The sequence below is a fragment of the Flavobacterium procerum genome (assembly GCF_042431625.1).
GTDB classification, from domain to species: domain Bacteria; phylum Bacteroidota; class Bacteroidia; order Flavobacteriales; family Flavobacteriaceae; genus Flavobacterium; species Flavobacterium procerum.
In genome coordinates this window covers 391,734-409,768 of sequence record NZ_JBHLYW010000010.1, presented here as the reverse complement: position 1 = coordinate 409,768, position 18,035 = coordinate 391,734, and the positions used below count along the sequence as shown (strand labels likewise).

Below are 18,035 nucleotides of genomic sequence, written 5' to 3'. Positions count from 1 at the left end.
TCACGGCAAAAACAGCCAATAGACAAACAACATTTTAAATAGACAGACGACATAATTTTAAGTTCGAATGATGAAAAAATACAGTTGTATTATTATTGATGATGATGAAATTGACCGGCTAACCGTATTGTCTTTTGCTAAAAAGTTTCCAATTCTGGATATAATTGGTGTTTTTGAAGATGCCGAAGACGCACTTCCTTTTTTAGAGAAAGAAAAAATCGATATTTTATTTTTGGATATTGATATGCCGGGCTTAAACGGAATTGATTTTAGAAAACAGGCACTAGAGATTCCAGTTTGTGTGTTTATAACTGCACATCCCGAACATGCAGTGGAGAGTTTCCAGATTGAAACCTTGGATTTTATAGTAAAACCATTAAAACTAGATCGTTTTACGCAGACTATAAATCGCATTGAGGAGTTTATGGAAATAAAACTCAAAGCTTCTCTGTTTGAAGCCAGTATTGGCGGTGACACGATTTATATCAAAGAAGGACACGAACAAACAAAAGTAAAACTGTACGAAATTTTATATCTTGAAGCTTTAAAAGATTATACTTTAATCATTACAAACAAAAAAAGGCATTGTGTTTTATCGAGCATCGGAAATTTATTGAAAGAAGATCATTTTCAGTCTTTTATTCGTATTCACAGGAGTTTTGCAGTGCAGAAACAGTTTATTCAGAAAATGAATTCGACTGAAATCATTTTAAACAATAACGTGTCTATTCCGGTTGGCAGAAGTTATAAGGAAAACCTAAACCTGATTTAAATGAAGCAAATCCGATTTTTGTTTTTGTTCCTTATTACACTTTCTGTTTTTGGGCAGCAAGAACCCAATTTGGTGGGACTTAAATCTAATAATGAAAAACTAAAAGCTTGGCTGAAATATGCTAATGAAATTGATAATGCAGAAAATTATCCTAAACTGGTTATCGTTGCGCAAAAAGGAATTGAACTTGCGCGTCATCATAATGCTTACACTTCTAAATTTTATTTTTTAAAAGGCAAAGGATTCGAATTTAATAACAATCAAAATAAGGATGCAGTTGTTAATTACGAACTGGCTCTGCAGTATGCTCAAAGAGCGCATCATCTTAAAAATGAAACCTCGGCTTTAATGCGTCTCAATTATGGGTATTATGCTTTAAATGAGACACGAAAAAGAGAAAATCTAATCAATTACATCAAAAAGGTTGTTGATACTACAAAAAGCAATTATACAAAATCAGTTCTTTACGGAAGTTTGGGAGAATATTACCTTGATAATGCAGCATATGAAACCTTTATCAGTTATCAGGTAAAAGCAATTAATTATAAAAAGCTGCTGGATAAAAGTATTGCCAATGATGAAGTTATCGGTGTTTCGTATAGTCAGATTGCTGCGGCTTACACCAAAATGAAGCAGTATAATAAAGCCATCGAATATCTGAATTATGCGCAGCCTTACATCAAAACTTCGCCTTACATCAGTGCTTTTACTTGTAATTATTATTTGCAATGTTTTGTTCCGTTAAAACAAAATGACAGTATTCAGAAATACTACAACTTAATTTATACCTATCCTTCCAAAAAAGATTCCTTATTTCTCAATCTGAGTTTTGCCAACAGAAGCATGTCTGAATATTATGCCAATGAAGGCCAGATCAATACGGCTTTTAACTATGCTAAAAAAGCAGTTTTGTTTGGACAAAAATCTACAGATGAAGATATTATCATGGAAGCCAATGCTGTTATGGGAAGGATTTTGTATGAGAAAAGAGAATACAAAAAAGCAATAGAAACACTTAAAAAGGCTTCAAAAAATGCTTTGCATTATGATAAAGAATCGTATGTAAATATCAATAAAAAACTGTCTCAAAGTTATGCGGCGCTCGGACTTTGGCAAGAAGCCTATCATTACAACGAAATTTACAGCAAAGCCAATGATGAAATGATGCAGGAATCGGCTAAACAGAGTATTGCCAATGCAGAAGCTTCTTATCAGAATAAAACCAAACAACAGAAAATTCAAAATCTTTCGAATGAAAATACCATTAAAAATATTCAGATTACAGAAGCCAAACGGCAACGTGTTTTTCTCATTTCAGGAATTACACTAATTGCCGTTATCGGATTATTGCTTTTTAAACAGAATCAAAATAGAAAGAAAACCAATTTAAAGCTTCAAGTGTTGAATCAAGAATTGGATGAGGCGAATAAAATCAAAGCTCGATTTTTTAGTATTTTAAATCATGATTTGCGAAGTCCGATTTCGAATTTAATACATTTTCTGCATCTTCAAAAGGAAAATCCTGAATTAATGGATGAAGAAACAAAACACAGAATGCAGACAAAAATTACAACCGGAGCCGAAAATTTGTTGGATGCTATGGAAGACATGCTGCTTTGGAGCAAGGGACAGATGGAAAATTTCAAACCTCATTTTATAGAGATTCCTGTCGATACGATTTTTGAAGAAACACAAAAGCATTTCTCTAGCATTGAAAACATTTTTATTTCATTCGAAAATCCAGAAAATATTGTTTTGAATACAGATGAAAATTATCTAAAAACCATCATTAGAAACCTTACCGGAAACGCCATAAAAGCGCTTGATAAAACAGAAAAGCCGAAAATAATCTGGAAAGCGGGCCATATAGAAAATCAGCCGTATCTTTCGATAACTGATAACGGCCCAGGAGGAACGCTCGAAAAATTCAAAGCTTTGTACGACGAATCAGAAGTTATCGGAATCAAATCTGGTTTAGGATTACATTTAATTCGGGATTTAGCATCGGCCATTAATTGCAAAATTGAAGTCTGTTCCCAGCCAAATGCAGGAGCTACTTTTACTATTATTTTTAACGGATAATTTTTTGCCACAGATTAAAGGATTCTCACAGATAAAAAAAAACTTTTAATCCTTATAATCTGTGGCAAAAAAACAATAAAAAAGGTCTGACTTTCGTCAAACCTTCTTTATATCAATGCAATCTGAGGATTACAACAAAGCGTCTAAGCTGTCAGCGTAGGTTTGTTTCGGAGCAACTCCTACTTGTTTTCCTACTACTTCACCGTTATGAAATACCAAAACGGTTGGTATGTTACGCACACCATATTTTGCAGCAAATTCTTGGTTAGCATCTACATCTACTTTACCAACAACAACTTTTCCTGCATATTCTTCGCTTAATTGGTCAATGATTGGACCAACCATTCTACAAGGACCGCACCATGCTGCCCAAAAATCTACCATTACTGGTTTATCTGATTTTAAAACTACTTCGTCAAAAGTAGCATCTGTTATTGCTAATGCCATAATTATTTTTCTTTAAAGTTATCCTCAGTTCTTATCTCAGAGAGACTTTTAAAAACTTTCAGAACTGAGGTACAAAGTTAAAAATTAAAAACAAATCCTGCACCATCTAGAAATTAGTTTTGATTATAAATGCATCGTCAATAATTATACTATTCACATGTGCTTTATTTACAAGCCTTAATGTCTTGTAAAAGAAAACCGTTTTTTATCATTACCTTTAATCATCCTGAAAATCCACATTATGAAGGAAACTCTACTTCAAATACAAAACATTTTCCGATCCGAACGATTTAAGAAATATGCTAAACGCATTGGGATTTTTATTCTAATTCTTTTCGGTTTGCTTTTATTGGCTTGTGGTGGCCTGTCGATTTATTTCAATCAGAACAAAACTGAAATTATTGCCAAGGTCAATCATAAAATCAACGAAAATATTAAAGGGCAATTTCATGTAACCGATTTTCATTATAAGTTTTTAACGGGTTTTCCGAATTTTACTTTAGCCTTAAAAGACGTTCAGCTCAAAGACAATCAATGGGTTTCTCATAAACATACTTTATTAAAAGCTAATGAAATTGAGGCGCGATTAAATATTTGGAGTCTGATGCAGAACGAAATCAGCATTCATAAAATCATTATCAGCAATGCTGACGTCTATATCTATAAAGCTTCAAACGGGTACTCAAATACTGATATTTTTAAACCTAAAAAGAAAAAGACTTCCGATCAGGAGAAAAGAGAAACTACTATAGATGAGGTTGTTCTCGAAAATGTTCATGTCACCATTGATAACCAACTCGGACATAAATTATTTGATTTTGCAGCAACAGATTTAAAATCGAAAATTGATTACGAAGACGATAACTGGAAAACCGATTTGTTTTTGAAAACCAAAATCAACAGTCTCGCTTTTAATACCGTACACGGAAGTTTTGCTAAAGAAAAAGAGCTTGAGGGACATTTTGATATTTCTTATAATGATGAAAAAGAAAACATTGATATTAAGACCAAAAACCTAAAGATTGGTTCGGATGTTTTTGATATTGTTGCTTTTTTTAATATCGGAAAAGGAAATTCACTTTTCGGAATCAACATTCAGACGAATATTTTATGGAGGAATGCCTCTAATTTATTGTCTGCAAATATCAGTTCGAAGCTCAATCAATTCAATCTAAAAAAAGCGATTGCGGTCAATTGCGACATTAAAGGCGATTTAAATGTTGAAGGCGATCCAAAAATTGTGGTTCAGGCTCTTATTAAAAACAACGAACTCAGCATTCCCGACGGATTGTTTACCAATTGTAATTTTAAAGGGATTTTTACCAACAATTTCAAACCAGAAAAAGGATTTAACGATTCTAATTCGGCCATAATCCTGACGCATTTTAAAGGCGATTATGAAAGTATTCCACTTACGATTCCGCAGGCTGTTATTAATAATCTCGAAAAACCTATTGCGACCGGAATTGTAAATGCCGATTTTGATGTTTCGAAACTCAACGGAATGGCGAATGATAAAATCCTTCATTTTGAAAGCGGTCACGCCAAAACCAATTTGAGATTTCAGTTTGATATTGTTGATTTGTACATTCATAAACCCCGTGTAATTGGCAATGTTGATATTGACAAAGCAACTTTTGAGTATCTGCCGAAAAACATTCGCGCCGAAAAAACCGATGTAAAACTTTCGTTTACAGAACAGGCGCTTTACATCAAAAAAATAGCTTATAAACACAAAAAAAATAGCATTCGCATTGACGGAAGAATTGATAATTTTCTAAATCTCTATTACGACGCTCCCGAAAAAATGGTCGTAAACTGGAATATTTATTGTCCGAGTATTGATGTCAAACAGTTTTTAGGCATTTTGAAAAACAATCAGGCAACAAAAACAGCCCAGAAAAAAACGGCAAAAAAGAATGTCAATTTTTCGAATCAGCTAAAATCGGTAATAGAAAAATGCACTGCAATAATCAATCTAAAAGCAGACAAAATAACGTATGGAGCACTGACTGCGACTAATACAAAAGCAACTTTGCAAATGCTCGATTCTAAGCTTTTGCTCAAAAACGGAACTGTACAGACTTCTGGTGGAAATATTGCGTTTAATGGCGCCATAGAGCCAAACGGGAAATATTACGTTTTTAGTTCAACTGCTCAGATTTATCGTGTTGATATGGCAAGTTTTTTAAAATCGTTCCATAATTTCGGAATCACTTCTTTTAATCCTAAAAACATTCGGGGCCGACTCAGCAGCAATGCCAACGTAACAGGTTTTATGAGCGCTAAAGGCGATTTAATCGTCAACTCAATGCGCGGAAGATTAAGTTTTGATGTCAATCAGGGCGCTTTGCTCAATTTTGGACCGATTGTAAAAGTGGGCAAATTTGCATTTCCGTTTCGAGATGTGGAGAATATTAATTTCAGCGATTTATCGGGCGATGTCAATTTAAGAGGCGAACAAGTCGACATCAATAAATTGACCATCAGTTCCAATGTTTTAAACTTCGACGTTGAAGGAATCTACTCTTTTGGAAGAGGCACCAATCTGGCGCTTACCATTCCGCTTCGAAATTCTAAAAACGATTCCCAACTCGCCACCCAAGCCGAACGTGACGCCGTTCGCGACCGTGGGATTGTTCTGCATTTACTGGCTGTTGATGATAATGGGAAGATTAAGATTAAGTGGGGGAAGAGGGGGAAGTAGAGAGTCTCTATTTACAATTTAACAAAACGAAATTAAATGAAATTTGACAAACTTAATCAGACGTTTGTTCAAAAATATAATTAACAATTCCGAATTATTATTCATAAATTGCACCTTTAATTTTAGTGAAAAATGAAGGGCGAAGAAACGATCAAAATTGAGGAATTTGACGATAAAAAATTTAAAACTCGCTTTATAGAGGAAGACGATGATAATAGAAAAGCTGTTGTAACGCATTATTTACATAACTATCACAATGGCGTTAAAGATCATTTTAAAGAAGAAGCTGCTCAATACCTAAAACAAATAGTTGAATATAAAAACGAAGAAGGGAATTTAAATATAGTTTCTGATTCGGCATTACAACAATTACTTTTTGAGGTAGAAAATGTTCCATTTCCTACCCCTCAAAACTACACTTTTAAATTCGTAGATCTCTTTGCGGGAATTGGAGGATTTAGAATTGCATTGCAGAATTTAGGAGGAAAATGTGTTTATACAAGTGAATGGAATATAGATTCACAGAAAACATATCGCTCTAATTTTGGACAAGTTCCATTTGGAGATATTACTAAAGAAGTTACCAAAAATTACATTCCTAATGATTTTCAGATTTTATGTGCAGGATTTCCTTGTCAAGCTTTTTCTATTGCTGGAAATAGAAAAGGATTTCAAGATACAAGAGGAACATTGTTCTTCGATGTAGAAAAAATTATTGAAGCAAAAAGACCTAAAGTGGTTTTTCTTGAAAATGTAAAAAATCTAGTTTCACACGATAAAGGAAACACTTTTAAAGTGATTTTAGAGACTTTAGAAGAAAAACTAGGTTATAAAGCATACACTAAAGTATTGAATTCTTCTACACATGCAAATGTTCCGCAAAACAGAGAACGTATTTTTATTGTTGCTTTTGACAAAAATCAAGTGCCAAATCATGGAGATTTTAAATTTCCTGAACCTATTCCTTTGACTAAAACAATCCATGACGTTTTAGAAAAAGGAAAGCAAGCAGATAATCTTTATTATAAAAAAGACCATCAATACTATCCTGAATTAGAAAAAACAATAACTTCAAAAGATACAATATATCAGTGGAGAAGAGTTTATGTTAGAGAAAACAAAAATCAAGTTTGTCCAACTTTAACAGCAAATATGGGAACGGGTGGACATAATGTGCCTTTAATTCTAGATGATTATGGTATTAGGAAGTTAACTCCAAAAGAGTGTTTTGCTTTTCAAGGATATCCGATGGATAAGTACATTTTACCCAATATTGCTAACAGTAAATTATATATGCAAGCAGGGAATTCTGTTACGACTACATTAATTGAAAGAATAAGCCAAGAAATTTTAAATGTCTTATTAGAATGAATGTTTGGGAGCGATTTTCTGTTGAGCAAAGAGATGAATACATAAAGTTTTTACAGGTTTATGGAGCATTGTCTAATTTATTTCGTCAAAAACAAGGAGATTTAATCCCTTATCTTGATTCTAAGTTTCAAGAAACCGTTTTTACAAAAATTTTCAACAGTCAAAACGTTGATATTGGTAATACTCCACATGATGTACTTTCTGTATTTGGTAATGACCGAATAGGAATTGGACTAAAAACCTGGATGGGCAGCAAACCGTCTTTTCAGAAGGTAATGCAGCTGAAGCGTTATCAAAATGATATTAATACGTATCGTAATGATTTGCATTCATTAGCTTATAAAATTTCTGAGATTAAAAATCAAAGAATGAAAAGTGATTATGAACGTTTAGGGTTATCGGAAGACAAAAACATTTATCATTATATAACTCGTGATCAAGGCATCTTTACAATAAATGAATGTGCATATCCATTAATTGATTTAAATAAACTTAAAGATTTTAGTGCAACAACATCTGCATTATCTTGGTCAGATGGTAACAAGGATTATAGATATACATTTGCTGATTCTCAAATATGGCAGAAATTTGATTCTGACAAATACAATACTTTAACACTAAACAAATTTGATGTAAGGATTATTGAGGATCCTTTTTCATTTTTACTGAAAGCATACTTCGAACTTATTGAAACAACAAAAGTTGCAGAGCCAGATATAATCGAAGTTTACCTGCCCCTATATTCTTATCAGTCTAAAGAAGTAGAAGAAAAATCTGGACTGAATGCATGGAATGCAGCACCAAAAAGTAAAGGAAGTAATACTCCAAGACCTTTAAATGAAATTTATGTTCCAATCCCTCGAGAATTTCACAAAAAGCACCCTGATTTTTTTACTTCTAACATATTTGAATTTGAAAAAATTAAAGGTAATTATAAGGGAACTTCTGATGAAAGACCAGAAGTTCGCTTTTTATTAAAACTTCCAAATGGAAAAACAATTCCAGCTTTAGTTACCCAAGACAATATGAAAGGTTTACAATCAGGAAGCAATACTTTAAAAGAAGAAAATGGTAAAAGATATGGGCAATCTGCATTAGGACAATGGTTGCTTGTAGATGTCTTAGGACTAAACGAAAGACAGCCTGTTACACGTGAATGGCTTGAAAAAAAAGGGACAGACTCTGTTCGTTTATGGCGAAGAAAGGATGATTATAATTTAATTAATATAGATTTTGCTCCTATTGGATCTTTCGAATTGTTTATGAAAGACGAACCTATTCCAATTGATGAAGACAACTTTATTGTTTAGAAGCAACTTTATTTAAATCAAGATAAGGAGATTAATCATTTTTATTAACGAATAAATGATATTTGTTATCATTTGTGTAAATCTCAAAAAAACTTTTTATGGCAGTAGAAAATTGGACAAGAGAACAAACAATAGTTGTGCTAAATCTTTATTGCAAAATACCATTTAACAAGGTCAGCTCCAATCATCCAGATGTTATTAGAATTTCAAAAATAATTGGAAGAAGTCCTAATTCTGTAAAAATGAAAATTGGAAACTTTGGAAGTTTCGATTTAGAACTTAAAGCAAAAGGAATAGTTGGGTTAGCAAACGCAAGCAAACTAGATAAAATCATTTGGAATGAATTCAGTGATAATTGGGAAAATATCGGTTACGAAAGCGAATTACTCATTTCTAATTTTGCAAATGAACCTATTGAAAAAACATCAAAAATCAATCTCGATAACTTGCCTTTGGGCAAAGAAAGGGACGCGAGTATTAAGGCAAGAGTGAATCAGAGTTTTTTTCGTTCAACAATTCTTTCATCATATAACTCAAAATGTTGTATTACTGGATTATCAATTCCTGATTTTCTTGTGGCAAGCCACATAATTCCGTGGGCAAAAGATGAAAAAATTAGATTAAACCCTCATAATGGAGTTTGTATAAATTCAATTCATGACAAAGCTTTTGATAGAGGTTTTATAACTATTACACCAGAATATAAAATAAAAGTTTCACAGTACTTCAACGAATATAAATTTGAAGATGTCGTAGAAGATTTCTTTTTAAAGTATCACAATAAATCAATCATTTTGCCAGATAGATTCCTTCCTTCTAAAGAATATTTAGATTTTCATCAAACAACAATTTTTAGACAATGAAATTTATAACAGAAATAATTTTTGGCAAGGAGCAGATAATAAAATATCATAACAATCAATCTTTTGATGATTTCGAAAAAGTAATTAATTTAAAGAAATACGTTTTTGAAACTCAGGCAGAAAGAGATGCGTTTTACAAAGGAATGGCTGAAGTTGTTGGTTGGTCAGAATTTGAAATACTACAAGAATTTGAAGAGAATAACAATAAAAGGTAGAAGATAAATTCGATTACTGGTCATTTATTGAGAAATATTACCAAAACTATTATCATAATAATAGTGTTTTACTTAGTGACATTTAACAAAAAAGCTTAATGGGAAAGAAATTTCGGAAAATGATGGAAATATATCAAAGACTGGAATACTAGAAATGAATTATTAGAAGTTTATAAAGAATTATTATGCACAGCTTTTGAAAACTATTTCAATATCATTTTGTCCTCAGAAAGTTATTGATAATGAATAACAAAAAAAAGCTACTAACTCTATATTGGCTTTTCTCACTATATCATTCAACCTCCAAATAAGAATTCAATATCTCCGCCAATCGATTCAACCAATAAAAATTATCCTCTAGATTGATATTTTTTTAGTCTTTCTGAATCTCGCATTAAGTTTAAAGCTGGATATAATTTACTTGTCTAATCGCTTTTGAAATGAATTGAATTGTTAAGAATTCAGTCTACCTTAATTAGGTTCTTTCGAAAAGATATCATTTAAACCCAATTTTCAACAAAACAACCAATATAATAATATAACTTTACCCAAACAATCTGTAACCTATTAAATACCACTAATTATTAAATTTCAAAACTTTAGTAATTAAATTTCCATGGACTGTTTTACTCCCGAGCAACGATCCAAAGTCATGAGCATGATTCGTGGCAAAAATACCAAAGACGAAGTTCGTTTGGCAAAAGCGCTATGGCATATTGGATTGCGATATCGGAAAAACAACAAAAAGGTTTTTGGCTCTCCAGATTTGACCTTTAGTAATCTTAAAATCGCCATTTTTGTCGATGGGGAATTCTTCCACGGAAAAGATTGGAAAACCAGCAAGAAACCGAAAACCAATTCGGAATACTGGATAAGAAAAATCGAGCGAAATATGCAGCGAGATATCGAAGTCAATGCCTATTTAGAAGCTCATAATTGGAAAGTTTTACGATTTTGGAGCAACGATGTCAAGAAAAATCTAGGTTCTTGCGTAATGGAAATCCTAAATGCGATTAATCTTAGGACCGAGCAATTGTCGAAAATTCCCCCTTCATGGGAATAACAAAAAAACGAAGCAATTTTTTTTCATAATATTTCCTTAACTCACTTGTCTTTTTTCTTTAAAATAAATAAGTTTGAGAATGAATCATTAAATAGTATGCGTTATGAAAGTACAAATCAACACCGACAAAAACATTGAAGGAAGTGCAAGATTAGAAAGTTATTTTTCTGCAGAAACAGAGAAAAGCTTAGAACGTTTTCAAGATAAAATTACTCGCGTAGAAATTCATTTTGGAGACGAAAATGGAGAAAAATTCAGCTTGCATGACAAAAAATGCGTAATCGAAGTTCGTCCGGTAAAATTACAGCCAATCACAGTTACAGAACATGCCGAAACTCTTGAAAAAGCATTTAGCGGTGCTTTGGCAAAGGTTAAAAAAGTGTTGACTACTACTTTTGAAAAAATAAAAGAACATTAATTAATTATAAGTTACAAAGTGACAAAGATTCTAAGTTTTTTTGGAGTCTTTGTCACTTTGTTGTTTTTATTAGTATGTAACTTTCAGTTACGATTTTGGCAACAGTATTTTAGCTAAAGCCAAAAAATAGTTGACGACCACTTCTGAAAAAACAAAAGCTATTAATATAAGTTGAAAAGTGACAAAGATTCTAAGTTTTTCTTGGAGCCTTTGTCACTTTGTCACTTTCATTTAAGATTTTGGCAACGGTGCTCCGACTGCAATATCGCATCGGTGTCCTGGTTGTCCGTGTGCAGGATTCATGCCTTCTGCAACGGTGCTTTGTCCTTCTGTGCTCAACAAAGCCGGAACCGGATTTGAAGCAGGAGGAGTAACGGTAAAGTTTTGCGTCACTGTTCCGTTTTGTGTGGTATTGGTTGTTGCAGTGGTTTTAGTAGCCGGAGAATTTAAAGGTGCACCAACTGGAATATCACATCTATGTCCAGGCTGTCCGTGTGGTGGATTCATGCCTTTTGCGGTTTTAACTGGCGTCGTTGTTGTTACCACTTGCGTCTGAGACGGGTTTACCTGAACGGTCTGTCCTTGTGGCGCAGCAACAACTTGTCCTTGCTGTGGTGCAGAATTCAATGGCGCTCCAACAGCAATATCACATCTATGCCCTGGCTGTCCGTGTGCAGGATTTATTCCTTTCGTATCACTCAAAACCGTATTAGGGTTGTTCGTTTGCGTTTGAACAGTAGCTGCAGGAGTTTGCGTTTTTGAAGTGTCTTTTGCTAAACCAAGTCTGACCAATTCAGAATTGGCTGTAGTTTCTTGAGGTTCTAATTCCTTTTTGCAGGAAATAAACAATAAAGAAGAAACAACAAAAGAGCTTATAAGGGTTTTTGAATTCATAATTGTGGTATTTTTTGAAGCACTCAAATATACTTGTTTTTTCGGGATTAAACCCTATAAGCAATATAAGATAATTTAAGCTTAAAATTGAAGTTGTTTAGTTTCACGCAGATTTTAAATGATTAAAGCAGATTACACAGATTTTGTAATTTAATTTGCTCAAATCTGTAAAATCTGCGTGAAACAAAATCACCTATAAAGCTCAGTTTATTTCGATAATTATAAGGTTTCAAAAAAATAGTATCTTTAAACTCAAATAAAATCTCTCATGAAAAAAACAATCTTATTTCTTTTATTGACCGTTTCTTTTGCAAACGCTCAAACCGACAAAGACCAAATCAACAAAACTTTAGATGCTTGGCACAAAGCGGCAGGCGATGTAAAATTTGATGCTTACTTTAATGTTTTAGCCGATGATGCAATCTACATTGGTACGGATGCTACTGAAAATTGGACCAAAAAAGAATTCTCTGTTTGGGCAAAACCTTATTTTGACAAAGGAACAACTTGGAATTTTACTGCCTTAGAACGTCATATCTTTTTTGACAAATCAGGAAAAATTGCTTGGTTTGATGAGTTACTGAATACACAAATGAAAATCTGTCGAGGTTCTGGAGTTTTGGTTAAAGTGGGTAAAGAATGGAAAATCCAGCATTATGTTTTATCAATGACTATTCCGAATGATGAGGTTGATGCTGTAACCAAAATAAAATCGCCGATTGAAGACGTTTTGATTTCGAAGCTTCAGAAAAAATAAACATTTTTCGGTTTTATTCTTATAATCATAACTTTTCTAGTGCTTTAGGTATTCAACTGCTAAAATAATTTTAATATATTCGACAAAAACAGTGCTTTTTTTGAAGTCCAAAATAGGAAACCTTCAAAAAAAGCGCTTCACTTTTGAAAAATCAACCAAAATAAAAGCTGGACCTCTAAATTAACAGCCTTCAAAACAAGAATATTTATTTTTTTTTAACTTTGACCCCAAAAAAAATAGGGTTAAACAAAGTATTTTAAAAATGAAAATAGAAAAACGCTGGATTATTTCCTTTATTATGATTAGTGTCGTTTGTACAGTAGGTGCATTTTGGCCAACAATAACAGAAAATAGTTATGTTCTATCAGAATTTGGAACAACAGAGAATATTGTTCCTGCCGATGTTGCCTGGATGCTTACTTCCAGTTGTCTTGTTTTAATTATGACTCCCGGATTATCTTTCTTTTACGGCGGAATGGTGGGTAAAAAAAATGTAATCTCAACAATGCTTCAAAGTTTTATCTGTTTGGGAGTTGTTACGCTTTTATGGGTTGTTGTTGCATTTAGTCTTGCTTTTGGAGAGCCTGTCGGTTTCGGTTCGGGCGATCATTTTTACAGCTTTTTCGGAAACCCTACTACTTTTGCATTTATGGATTATGTTGGCGTTTTGCCTCATAAACAATTGGCAAATACAATTCCGTTTATGCTTTTTGCTTTGTTTCAGATGAAATTTGCCATAATCTGCCCGGCAATTATTACCGGTTCTTTTGCAGAAAGAGTACGTTTTATCTCTTATTTGGTCTTCATCAGTTTATTTACCATATTTATTTATGCTCCTTTATGCCACGCAGTTTGGTATCCGACAGGAGTTTTAGGAAGTTATTTTGGAGTAAAAGATTTTGCAGGAGGAACCGTAGTACACATGAGTTCTGGTTTTGCGGCCTTGGCTGGCGTTATTGTTTTAGGAAAAAGAAAAAACAGCCAGCATATTCCGACGAATATTCCGTTTGTGTTGTTAGGAACAGGGATGCTTTGGTTTGGCTGGTTCGGTTTTAATGCCGGATCTGCTCTTGCTGCCAACGGAACTGCGGCGATGGCTTTTGCTACTACAACAACTTCATCAGCAGCAGCGATGTTAACTTGGATTTTCTTTGACCGAATGAACGGAAGAAAAGTTTCTGCTCTAGGCGCTTGTATAGGTGCTGTAGTTGGTCTGGTTGCGATTACGCCGGCGGCTGGGTTTATATCGGTTCCAGAAAGTATGTTCTTCGGATTTATAACGGCTTTGGTTTCAAATTCGGCTGTAAACTGTCGTTTTTCTAAGAAATTTGACGATACTCTTGATGTTTTTGCCTGCCACGGTGTGGGTGGAATTATGGGAATGATTCTAACTGCTATTTTTGCTCACGGCGAAAATGCAAGTTTGTTGCACGGAGGATGGAGCGTTTTCGGACATCATATGATGGCATTGGTTTTAGTTTCTGTTTTCACTTTCTTCGGAGCTTATTTCTTATTCAAAGTAACAAACTTTATTATTCCGCTTCGAGTTTCAGAAGAATCAGAACATATAGGATTAGATTTATCGCAGCACGATGAAACGCTGGATCCGAAATTAAAATCAATTACAGAACCACATTACGGTTAAGATATTTTTTTCGCGACGAATTACACGAATTTTCACTAATTTCTATCTTAAATATTCAATAGCAGCAAAGCTGATATTGGAAAAACAATTAGTGAAAATTCGTGTAATTCGTGGCGAAAAACTTTAAAACGTAATTCCGCTATTTTCATTCGTTTATATTCCTTAATTTTGCCCAAAATTTTTGTAAAGTGGGAAGTAAAAACAAACTAAAAAGATTCAGAGAAAACGAAACATTTCAAAACGTTTTTCAGCCAACCAGAGAAGAAGTGGTAGGCGATTTAATGCCTTTAAAAGGAAAATGGAATTCTGATTTCTTTAAAAATGATAATCCATTAGTTTTAGAATTAGGATGTGGTAAGGGAGAATATTCTGTTGGATTGGCAGAAAAATATCCAGACAAAAATTTTATCGGAATAGATATTAAAGGTGCTCGTTTTTGGCGTGGTGCTAAAACTGCTGTAGAAAACGGTCTTCATAATGTAGCTTTTGTTCGTACTCAAATCGAATTGATCAATCATATTTTTGCCGAAGGCGAAGTAGACGAAATCTGGATTACTTTCCCAGATCCGCAAATCAAATACAAAAGAACAAAACACAGAATGACCAATTCTGAATTCTTGAAGTTATACAAAAAGATTCTCAAAAAAGACGGTGTCGTAAACTTAAAAACCGACAGTGAATTTATGCATGGATATACGCTTGGATTACTGCATGGAGAAGGCCACGAAGTATTGTATGCAAACCATAACGTGTATAAAAATGAGGGCAGTCCTGAAGTAGTAACTTCGATTCAGACTTTTTATGAAAAACAATATTTAGAAATTAACAAGGCAATTACGTATATTCGTTTCAAAATTAAAGATTAATTTAATTTTTGAAATAGAATTTACAACTTACAACGCAACTGAATGGCCTTATTTACCCCTTTTCTTTCTGGTTTTATCGCCGCGGCAATCGGGATTATTCCACCTGGATTAATCAACATGACGGCGGCCAAAATAAACCTCAAAGAGGGTAAAAAAAATGCCTTATGGTTTGCTGTTGGGGCTGTTTTAGTTATATTTTTTCAGGTTTATGTAGCAGTTCTATTTGCAAGAGTTATTGACAATCGTCCAGATGTGGTAACGCTTTTAAGAGAAGTTGGGTTTGTTATTTTCTCAATCCTAACGATTTATTTTCTTTTTATTGCAAAAGAACCCAAGACCAAAAAGAAATCAAAGATTAAGAAAAGCAGCAAAAAAAGCCGTTTTTTTCTCGGGATGTTGCTTTCTGGACTAAACTTCTTTCCGATTCCGTATTATGTTGTGGTAAGTGTTACTCTGGCATCGTATCATTTATTTGTTTTTGAAAACAACATCATTTTTACTTTTGTTTTAGGGTCTGTTTTAGGTTCTTTTGCGGCTTTGTACAGTTATATTGCTTTCTTTGGAAGAATCGAAAAGAAAACCGATTATCTCATGCGAAACATGAACACCATTATCGGAAGTATTACTGGCATTATTGCTCTTGCAACCCTTTTTAATATTCTGAATTACTATTTCGGATAATTTTATAAGCCACAGATTTCACAGATTAAAATGATTTTTTTACTTTGTGTTAAATATTTTTCAAGCAGATTTTACTGATTTAGCGGAGAAATCAATTTAATCCTTTAAATCGGTGGCAAAAAAAACAAATTATGGCTGAAGAGAATTTTTTCGAAAGAGTATACGCTGTGGCAAGACAAATTCCGTACGGAAAAGTAACTTCTTATGGCGCTATTGCAAAAGCATTAGGAACTGCACGTTCTGCAAGAATGGTAGGCTGGGCCATGAATGCTTCTCATAATATGGATGATGTTCCGGCGCACAGAGTAGTAAACCAAAAAGGATTGCTGACGGGAAAACACCATTTTGACGGAACTAATCTGATGCAACAGCTTCTAGAAAACGAAGGAATTAAAGTGGTTAACAATCAGATTGTTGATTTTGAAAAACATTTTTGGAAACCTGAAGTTGAAATCTAACTTTATTGATTAATCAATAATGCTATCGCATCCATCCTTCAATTTTATAGTTTTTAGAAAATAATTTTCGTTCCGGTTTTCCATTATCCGGTTTGAACCACACTTCGAATCGTGCTGCGTACGGATCTCCCCAATCACCTTCATAAATCGTAAAATCGTCTTTCGTACTGAATTTTTTTATGCTGTCGGATGAGTTGTAGATTTGAATAGAGCTTGTTCTGGATAAGTCATTGGCAGAAAGTGCTTCATTATGCGTTATTTCATAAGCTTTTAGATAGATAGTGCCGCTTTCGATTTTACCAATCCAAAAATCATATTCATAAATTCCACGCTGAAAAGAATTGTAAAGCTGAAACTCTGTTTTAGTTACAACCCTATTTGTGATGCTGTCAGGCCTTTGAGATTCAAAATTTGAGCCAAAGTTCAAATCAACTGGATTGTCAATTTGAATGTTTTTCGGAATTGTTAAGTTTTTGGCCCATGTATCAGGTCTTTCATCTGCAATAAAAGTTCCGACTATGGCGATGACAATCAATAAAAAAATCGAGAGGCCGAATAAAAAAAGACTTATAAAGGCCTTGAGCCATTTTCGTTGCGATAATTGGAAAAAAGCGCCTATTAGTAAACCTAATAAGCCCACGCAGAATATCCAAAAACAAATATTTATAACAAGCGGATTATTAAAGTTGCTGGAAAGAAGCATAAGAAAAATAGAAACAATCCAAAACAATACAGGTTTCGAGAAGCTGTAAAAAAAAGTAGAAAAGTATTTTTTCATCAATATTCCAAGAATTGTGGTTTAAAATTTTACAGCGTTTGTGGTTTTAGTTTTGCGAAATATTTTTGATTCGGATGTTTTTAAAATCAATAGGCGAGCGTTCGTAATTTAGGGAAATTTTGCCTTCTGTAGAGGAAGCTTCCGTGCATTCGTTTACCAATTTTCCGTTTAAGTATTGCGTAATTTTTCCGTTGTAAGATTTGATAACGATAGAATTCCATTCGCCATACGGATTTTCGTTTGCCAAAAACTTAGGAGAAGTGACACTTGCTCCAGCTTCAATCCATTTGTCGTTTACTTTTGCTGTAACCTGATCCAAAAAGATAAAATCGCCTGTAGTGTTTTCTTTGATTTGAAACTGAATTCCTTTCGGCCAGATTTTATCCGATGCATCGAGCGGAATATTGTACATTACGCCACTGTTTTTCGTGCCTTTCATTTTGTATTTCTCTTCCAAATTCCATCTGTATTCTAAGGAAAGCTCGAAGTTTTTATAGCTTTTTTTGGTCATGAGGCAACCGGCTTCTTCGCCATGCATTCGAATCATTCCGTCTGTAAACTCATATACTTTCGATGGTTCTTGTTGCGCTGTGTTTGTTTTCGTAAACGCATACCAGTCGTTTGTTTCTAAGCTTTTTTGCTGAACAGCACAAGAACTTAAAATAAAAAGAAAAACAATAACAAAAGTTGATTTTTGAAACATAGCGA

General features: G+C 33.6%; 18 protein-coding genes. 14 read left to right on the top strand and 4 right to left on the bottom strand.

From position 1 onward, the window contains the following. The first annotated feature begins 67 nt into the window (after window positions 1-67). Both ACFFLS_RS16150 and ACFFLS_RS16145 read left to right on the top strand, forming a co-directional pair. Window positions 68-772 carry a LytR/AlgR family response regulator transcription factor gene (locus tag ACFFLS_RS16150; protein ID WP_379684467.1) on the top strand — a complete coding sequence of 235 codons (705 nt, stop codon included), beginning with the start codon at window positions 68-70 and terminating at the stop codon, window positions 770-772. After that, window positions 773-2,854, top strand: a complete 2,082-nt coding sequence (locus ACFFLS_RS16145; RefSeq protein WP_379684468.1) for an ATP-binding protein — start codon at window positions 773-775, stop codon at window positions 2,852-2,854. It begins immediately after the preceding gene. Between the two features lie 129 nt (window positions 2,855-2,983). Here the strand turns inward: ACFFLS_RS16145 and trxA are convergent, their stop codons facing one another. Next, a complete protein-coding gene (gene trxA, locus ACFFLS_RS16140) occupies window positions 2,984-3,301 on the bottom strand; it encodes a thioredoxin (protein WP_068844792.1) in 318 nt (105 codons plus the stop codon). A 241-nt stretch (window positions 3,302-3,542) separates the two neighbouring features. Here trxA and ACFFLS_RS16135 point away from each other — a divergent pair, with 241 nt between their 5' ends. The 7 genes from ACFFLS_RS16135 to ACFFLS_RS16105 all read left to right on the top strand — a co-directional run bounded on the left by ACFFLS_RS16135 (window position 3,543) and on the right by ACFFLS_RS16105 (window position 11,248). Beyond that, the gene (locus ACFFLS_RS16135; RefSeq protein WP_379684469.1) at window positions 3,543-6,008 is read left to right on the top strand and encodes an AsmA-like C-terminal region-containing protein; all 2,466 of its coding nucleotides are present in this window, start codon (window positions 3,543-3,545) and stop codon (window positions 6,006-6,008) included. Between the two features lie 132 nt (window positions 6,009-6,140). Next, window positions 6,141-7,379, top strand: coding sequence for a DNA cytosine methyltransferase (locus ACFFLS_RS16130; RefSeq protein ID WP_379684470.1), 1,239 nt, complete (start codon window positions 6,141-6,143; stop codon window positions 7,377-7,379). Then, window positions 7,376-8,689 carry a phospholipase D-like domain-containing protein gene (locus ACFFLS_RS16125; protein WP_379684471.1) on the top strand — a complete coding sequence of 438 codons (1,314 nt, stop codon included), beginning with the start codon at window positions 7,376-7,378 and terminating at the stop codon, window positions 8,687-8,689. Before ACFFLS_RS16130 ends, ACFFLS_RS16125 begins: the two co-directional genes overlap by 4 nt. Before the next feature lie 98 nt (window positions 8,690-8,787). After that, window positions 8,788-9,552 carry an HNH endonuclease gene (locus ACFFLS_RS16120; protein WP_379684472.1) on the top strand — a complete coding sequence of 255 codons (765 nt, stop codon included), beginning with the start codon at window positions 8,788-8,790 and terminating at the stop codon, window positions 9,550-9,552. Next, window positions 9,549-9,767, top strand: coding sequence for a hypothetical protein (locus ACFFLS_RS16115; RefSeq protein ID WP_379684473.1), 219 nt, complete (start codon window positions 9,549-9,551; stop codon window positions 9,765-9,767). Before ACFFLS_RS16120 ends, ACFFLS_RS16115 begins: the two co-directional genes overlap by 4 nt. A 616-nt stretch (window positions 9,768-10,383) precedes the next feature. Beyond that, the gene (locus ACFFLS_RS16110) at window positions 10,384-10,830 is read left to right on the top strand and encodes a very short patch repair endonuclease (RefSeq protein WP_379684474.1); all 447 of its coding nucleotides are present in this window, start codon (window positions 10,384-10,386) and stop codon (window positions 10,828-10,830) included. 103 nt (window positions 10,831-10,933) lie between these two features. After that, on the top strand, window positions 10,934-11,248 hold the full coding sequence (locus ACFFLS_RS16105; protein WP_379684475.1) for an HPF/RaiA family ribosome-associated protein: 315 nt from the start codon (window positions 10,934-10,936) through the stop codon (window positions 11,246-11,248). Between the two features lie 231 nt (window positions 11,249-11,479). Here the strand turns inward: ACFFLS_RS16105 and ACFFLS_RS16100 are convergent, their stop codons facing one another. Then, the gene (locus ACFFLS_RS16100) at window positions 11,480-12,142 is read right to left on the bottom strand and encodes a hypothetical protein (protein ID WP_379684476.1); all 663 of its coding nucleotides are present in this window, start codon (window positions 12,140-12,142) and stop codon (window positions 11,480-11,482) included. 268 nt (window positions 12,143-12,410) lie between these two features. Between ACFFLS_RS16100 and ACFFLS_RS16095 the strand changes: the two genes are divergently transcribed. The 5 genes from ACFFLS_RS16095 to ACFFLS_RS16075 all read left to right on the top strand — a co-directional run bounded on the left by ACFFLS_RS16095 (window position 12,411) and on the right by ACFFLS_RS16075 (window position 16,549). Continuing rightward, the gene (locus tag ACFFLS_RS16095; RefSeq protein WP_379684477.1) at window positions 12,411-12,899 is read left to right on the top strand and encodes a nuclear transport factor 2 family protein; all 489 of its coding nucleotides are present in this window, start codon (window positions 12,411-12,413) and stop codon (window positions 12,897-12,899) included. A 262-nt stretch (window positions 12,900-13,161) separates the two neighbouring features. Then, window positions 13,162-14,544: an ammonium transporter gene (locus tag ACFFLS_RS16090; protein ID WP_379684478.1), complete on the top strand. Its 1,383-nt coding sequence runs from the start codon at window positions 13,162-13,164 to the stop codon at window positions 14,542-14,544. A gap of 188 nt (window positions 14,545-14,732) precedes the next feature. Continuing rightward, window positions 14,733-15,410, top strand: coding sequence for a tRNA (guanosine(46)-N7)-methyltransferase TrmB (gene trmB / locus ACFFLS_RS16085; RefSeq protein WP_091490651.1), 678 nt, complete (start codon window positions 14,733-14,735; stop codon window positions 15,408-15,410). A 42-nt stretch (window positions 15,411-15,452) separates the two neighbouring features. Then, window positions 15,453-16,091 (top strand): LysE family transporter, encoded by a 639-nt coding sequence (locus ACFFLS_RS16080; protein WP_379684479.1) that lies wholly within the window; start codon window positions 15,453-15,455, stop codon window positions 16,089-16,091. Window positions 16,092-16,222: 131 nt separating this feature from the next. After that, window positions 16,223-16,549, top strand: a complete 327-nt coding sequence (locus ACFFLS_RS16075) for an MGMT family protein (protein WP_135221417.1) — start codon at window positions 16,223-16,225, stop codon at window positions 16,547-16,549. Between the two features lie 22 nt (window positions 16,550-16,571). Here ACFFLS_RS16075 and ACFFLS_RS16070 read toward each other — a convergent pair whose 3' ends face one another. Further along, entirely contained in the window at window positions 16,572-17,327 is a 756-nt protein-coding gene (locus ACFFLS_RS16070) for a hypothetical protein (RefSeq protein ID WP_379684480.1), read from the bottom strand. Between the two features lie 46 nt (window positions 17,328-17,373). Beyond that, a complete protein-coding gene (locus ACFFLS_RS16065) occupies window positions 17,374-18,030 on the bottom strand; it encodes a 3-keto-disaccharide hydrolase (RefSeq protein ID WP_379684481.1) in 657 nt (218 codons plus the stop codon). Between the last annotated feature and the right edge of the window lie 5 nt (window positions 18,031-18,035).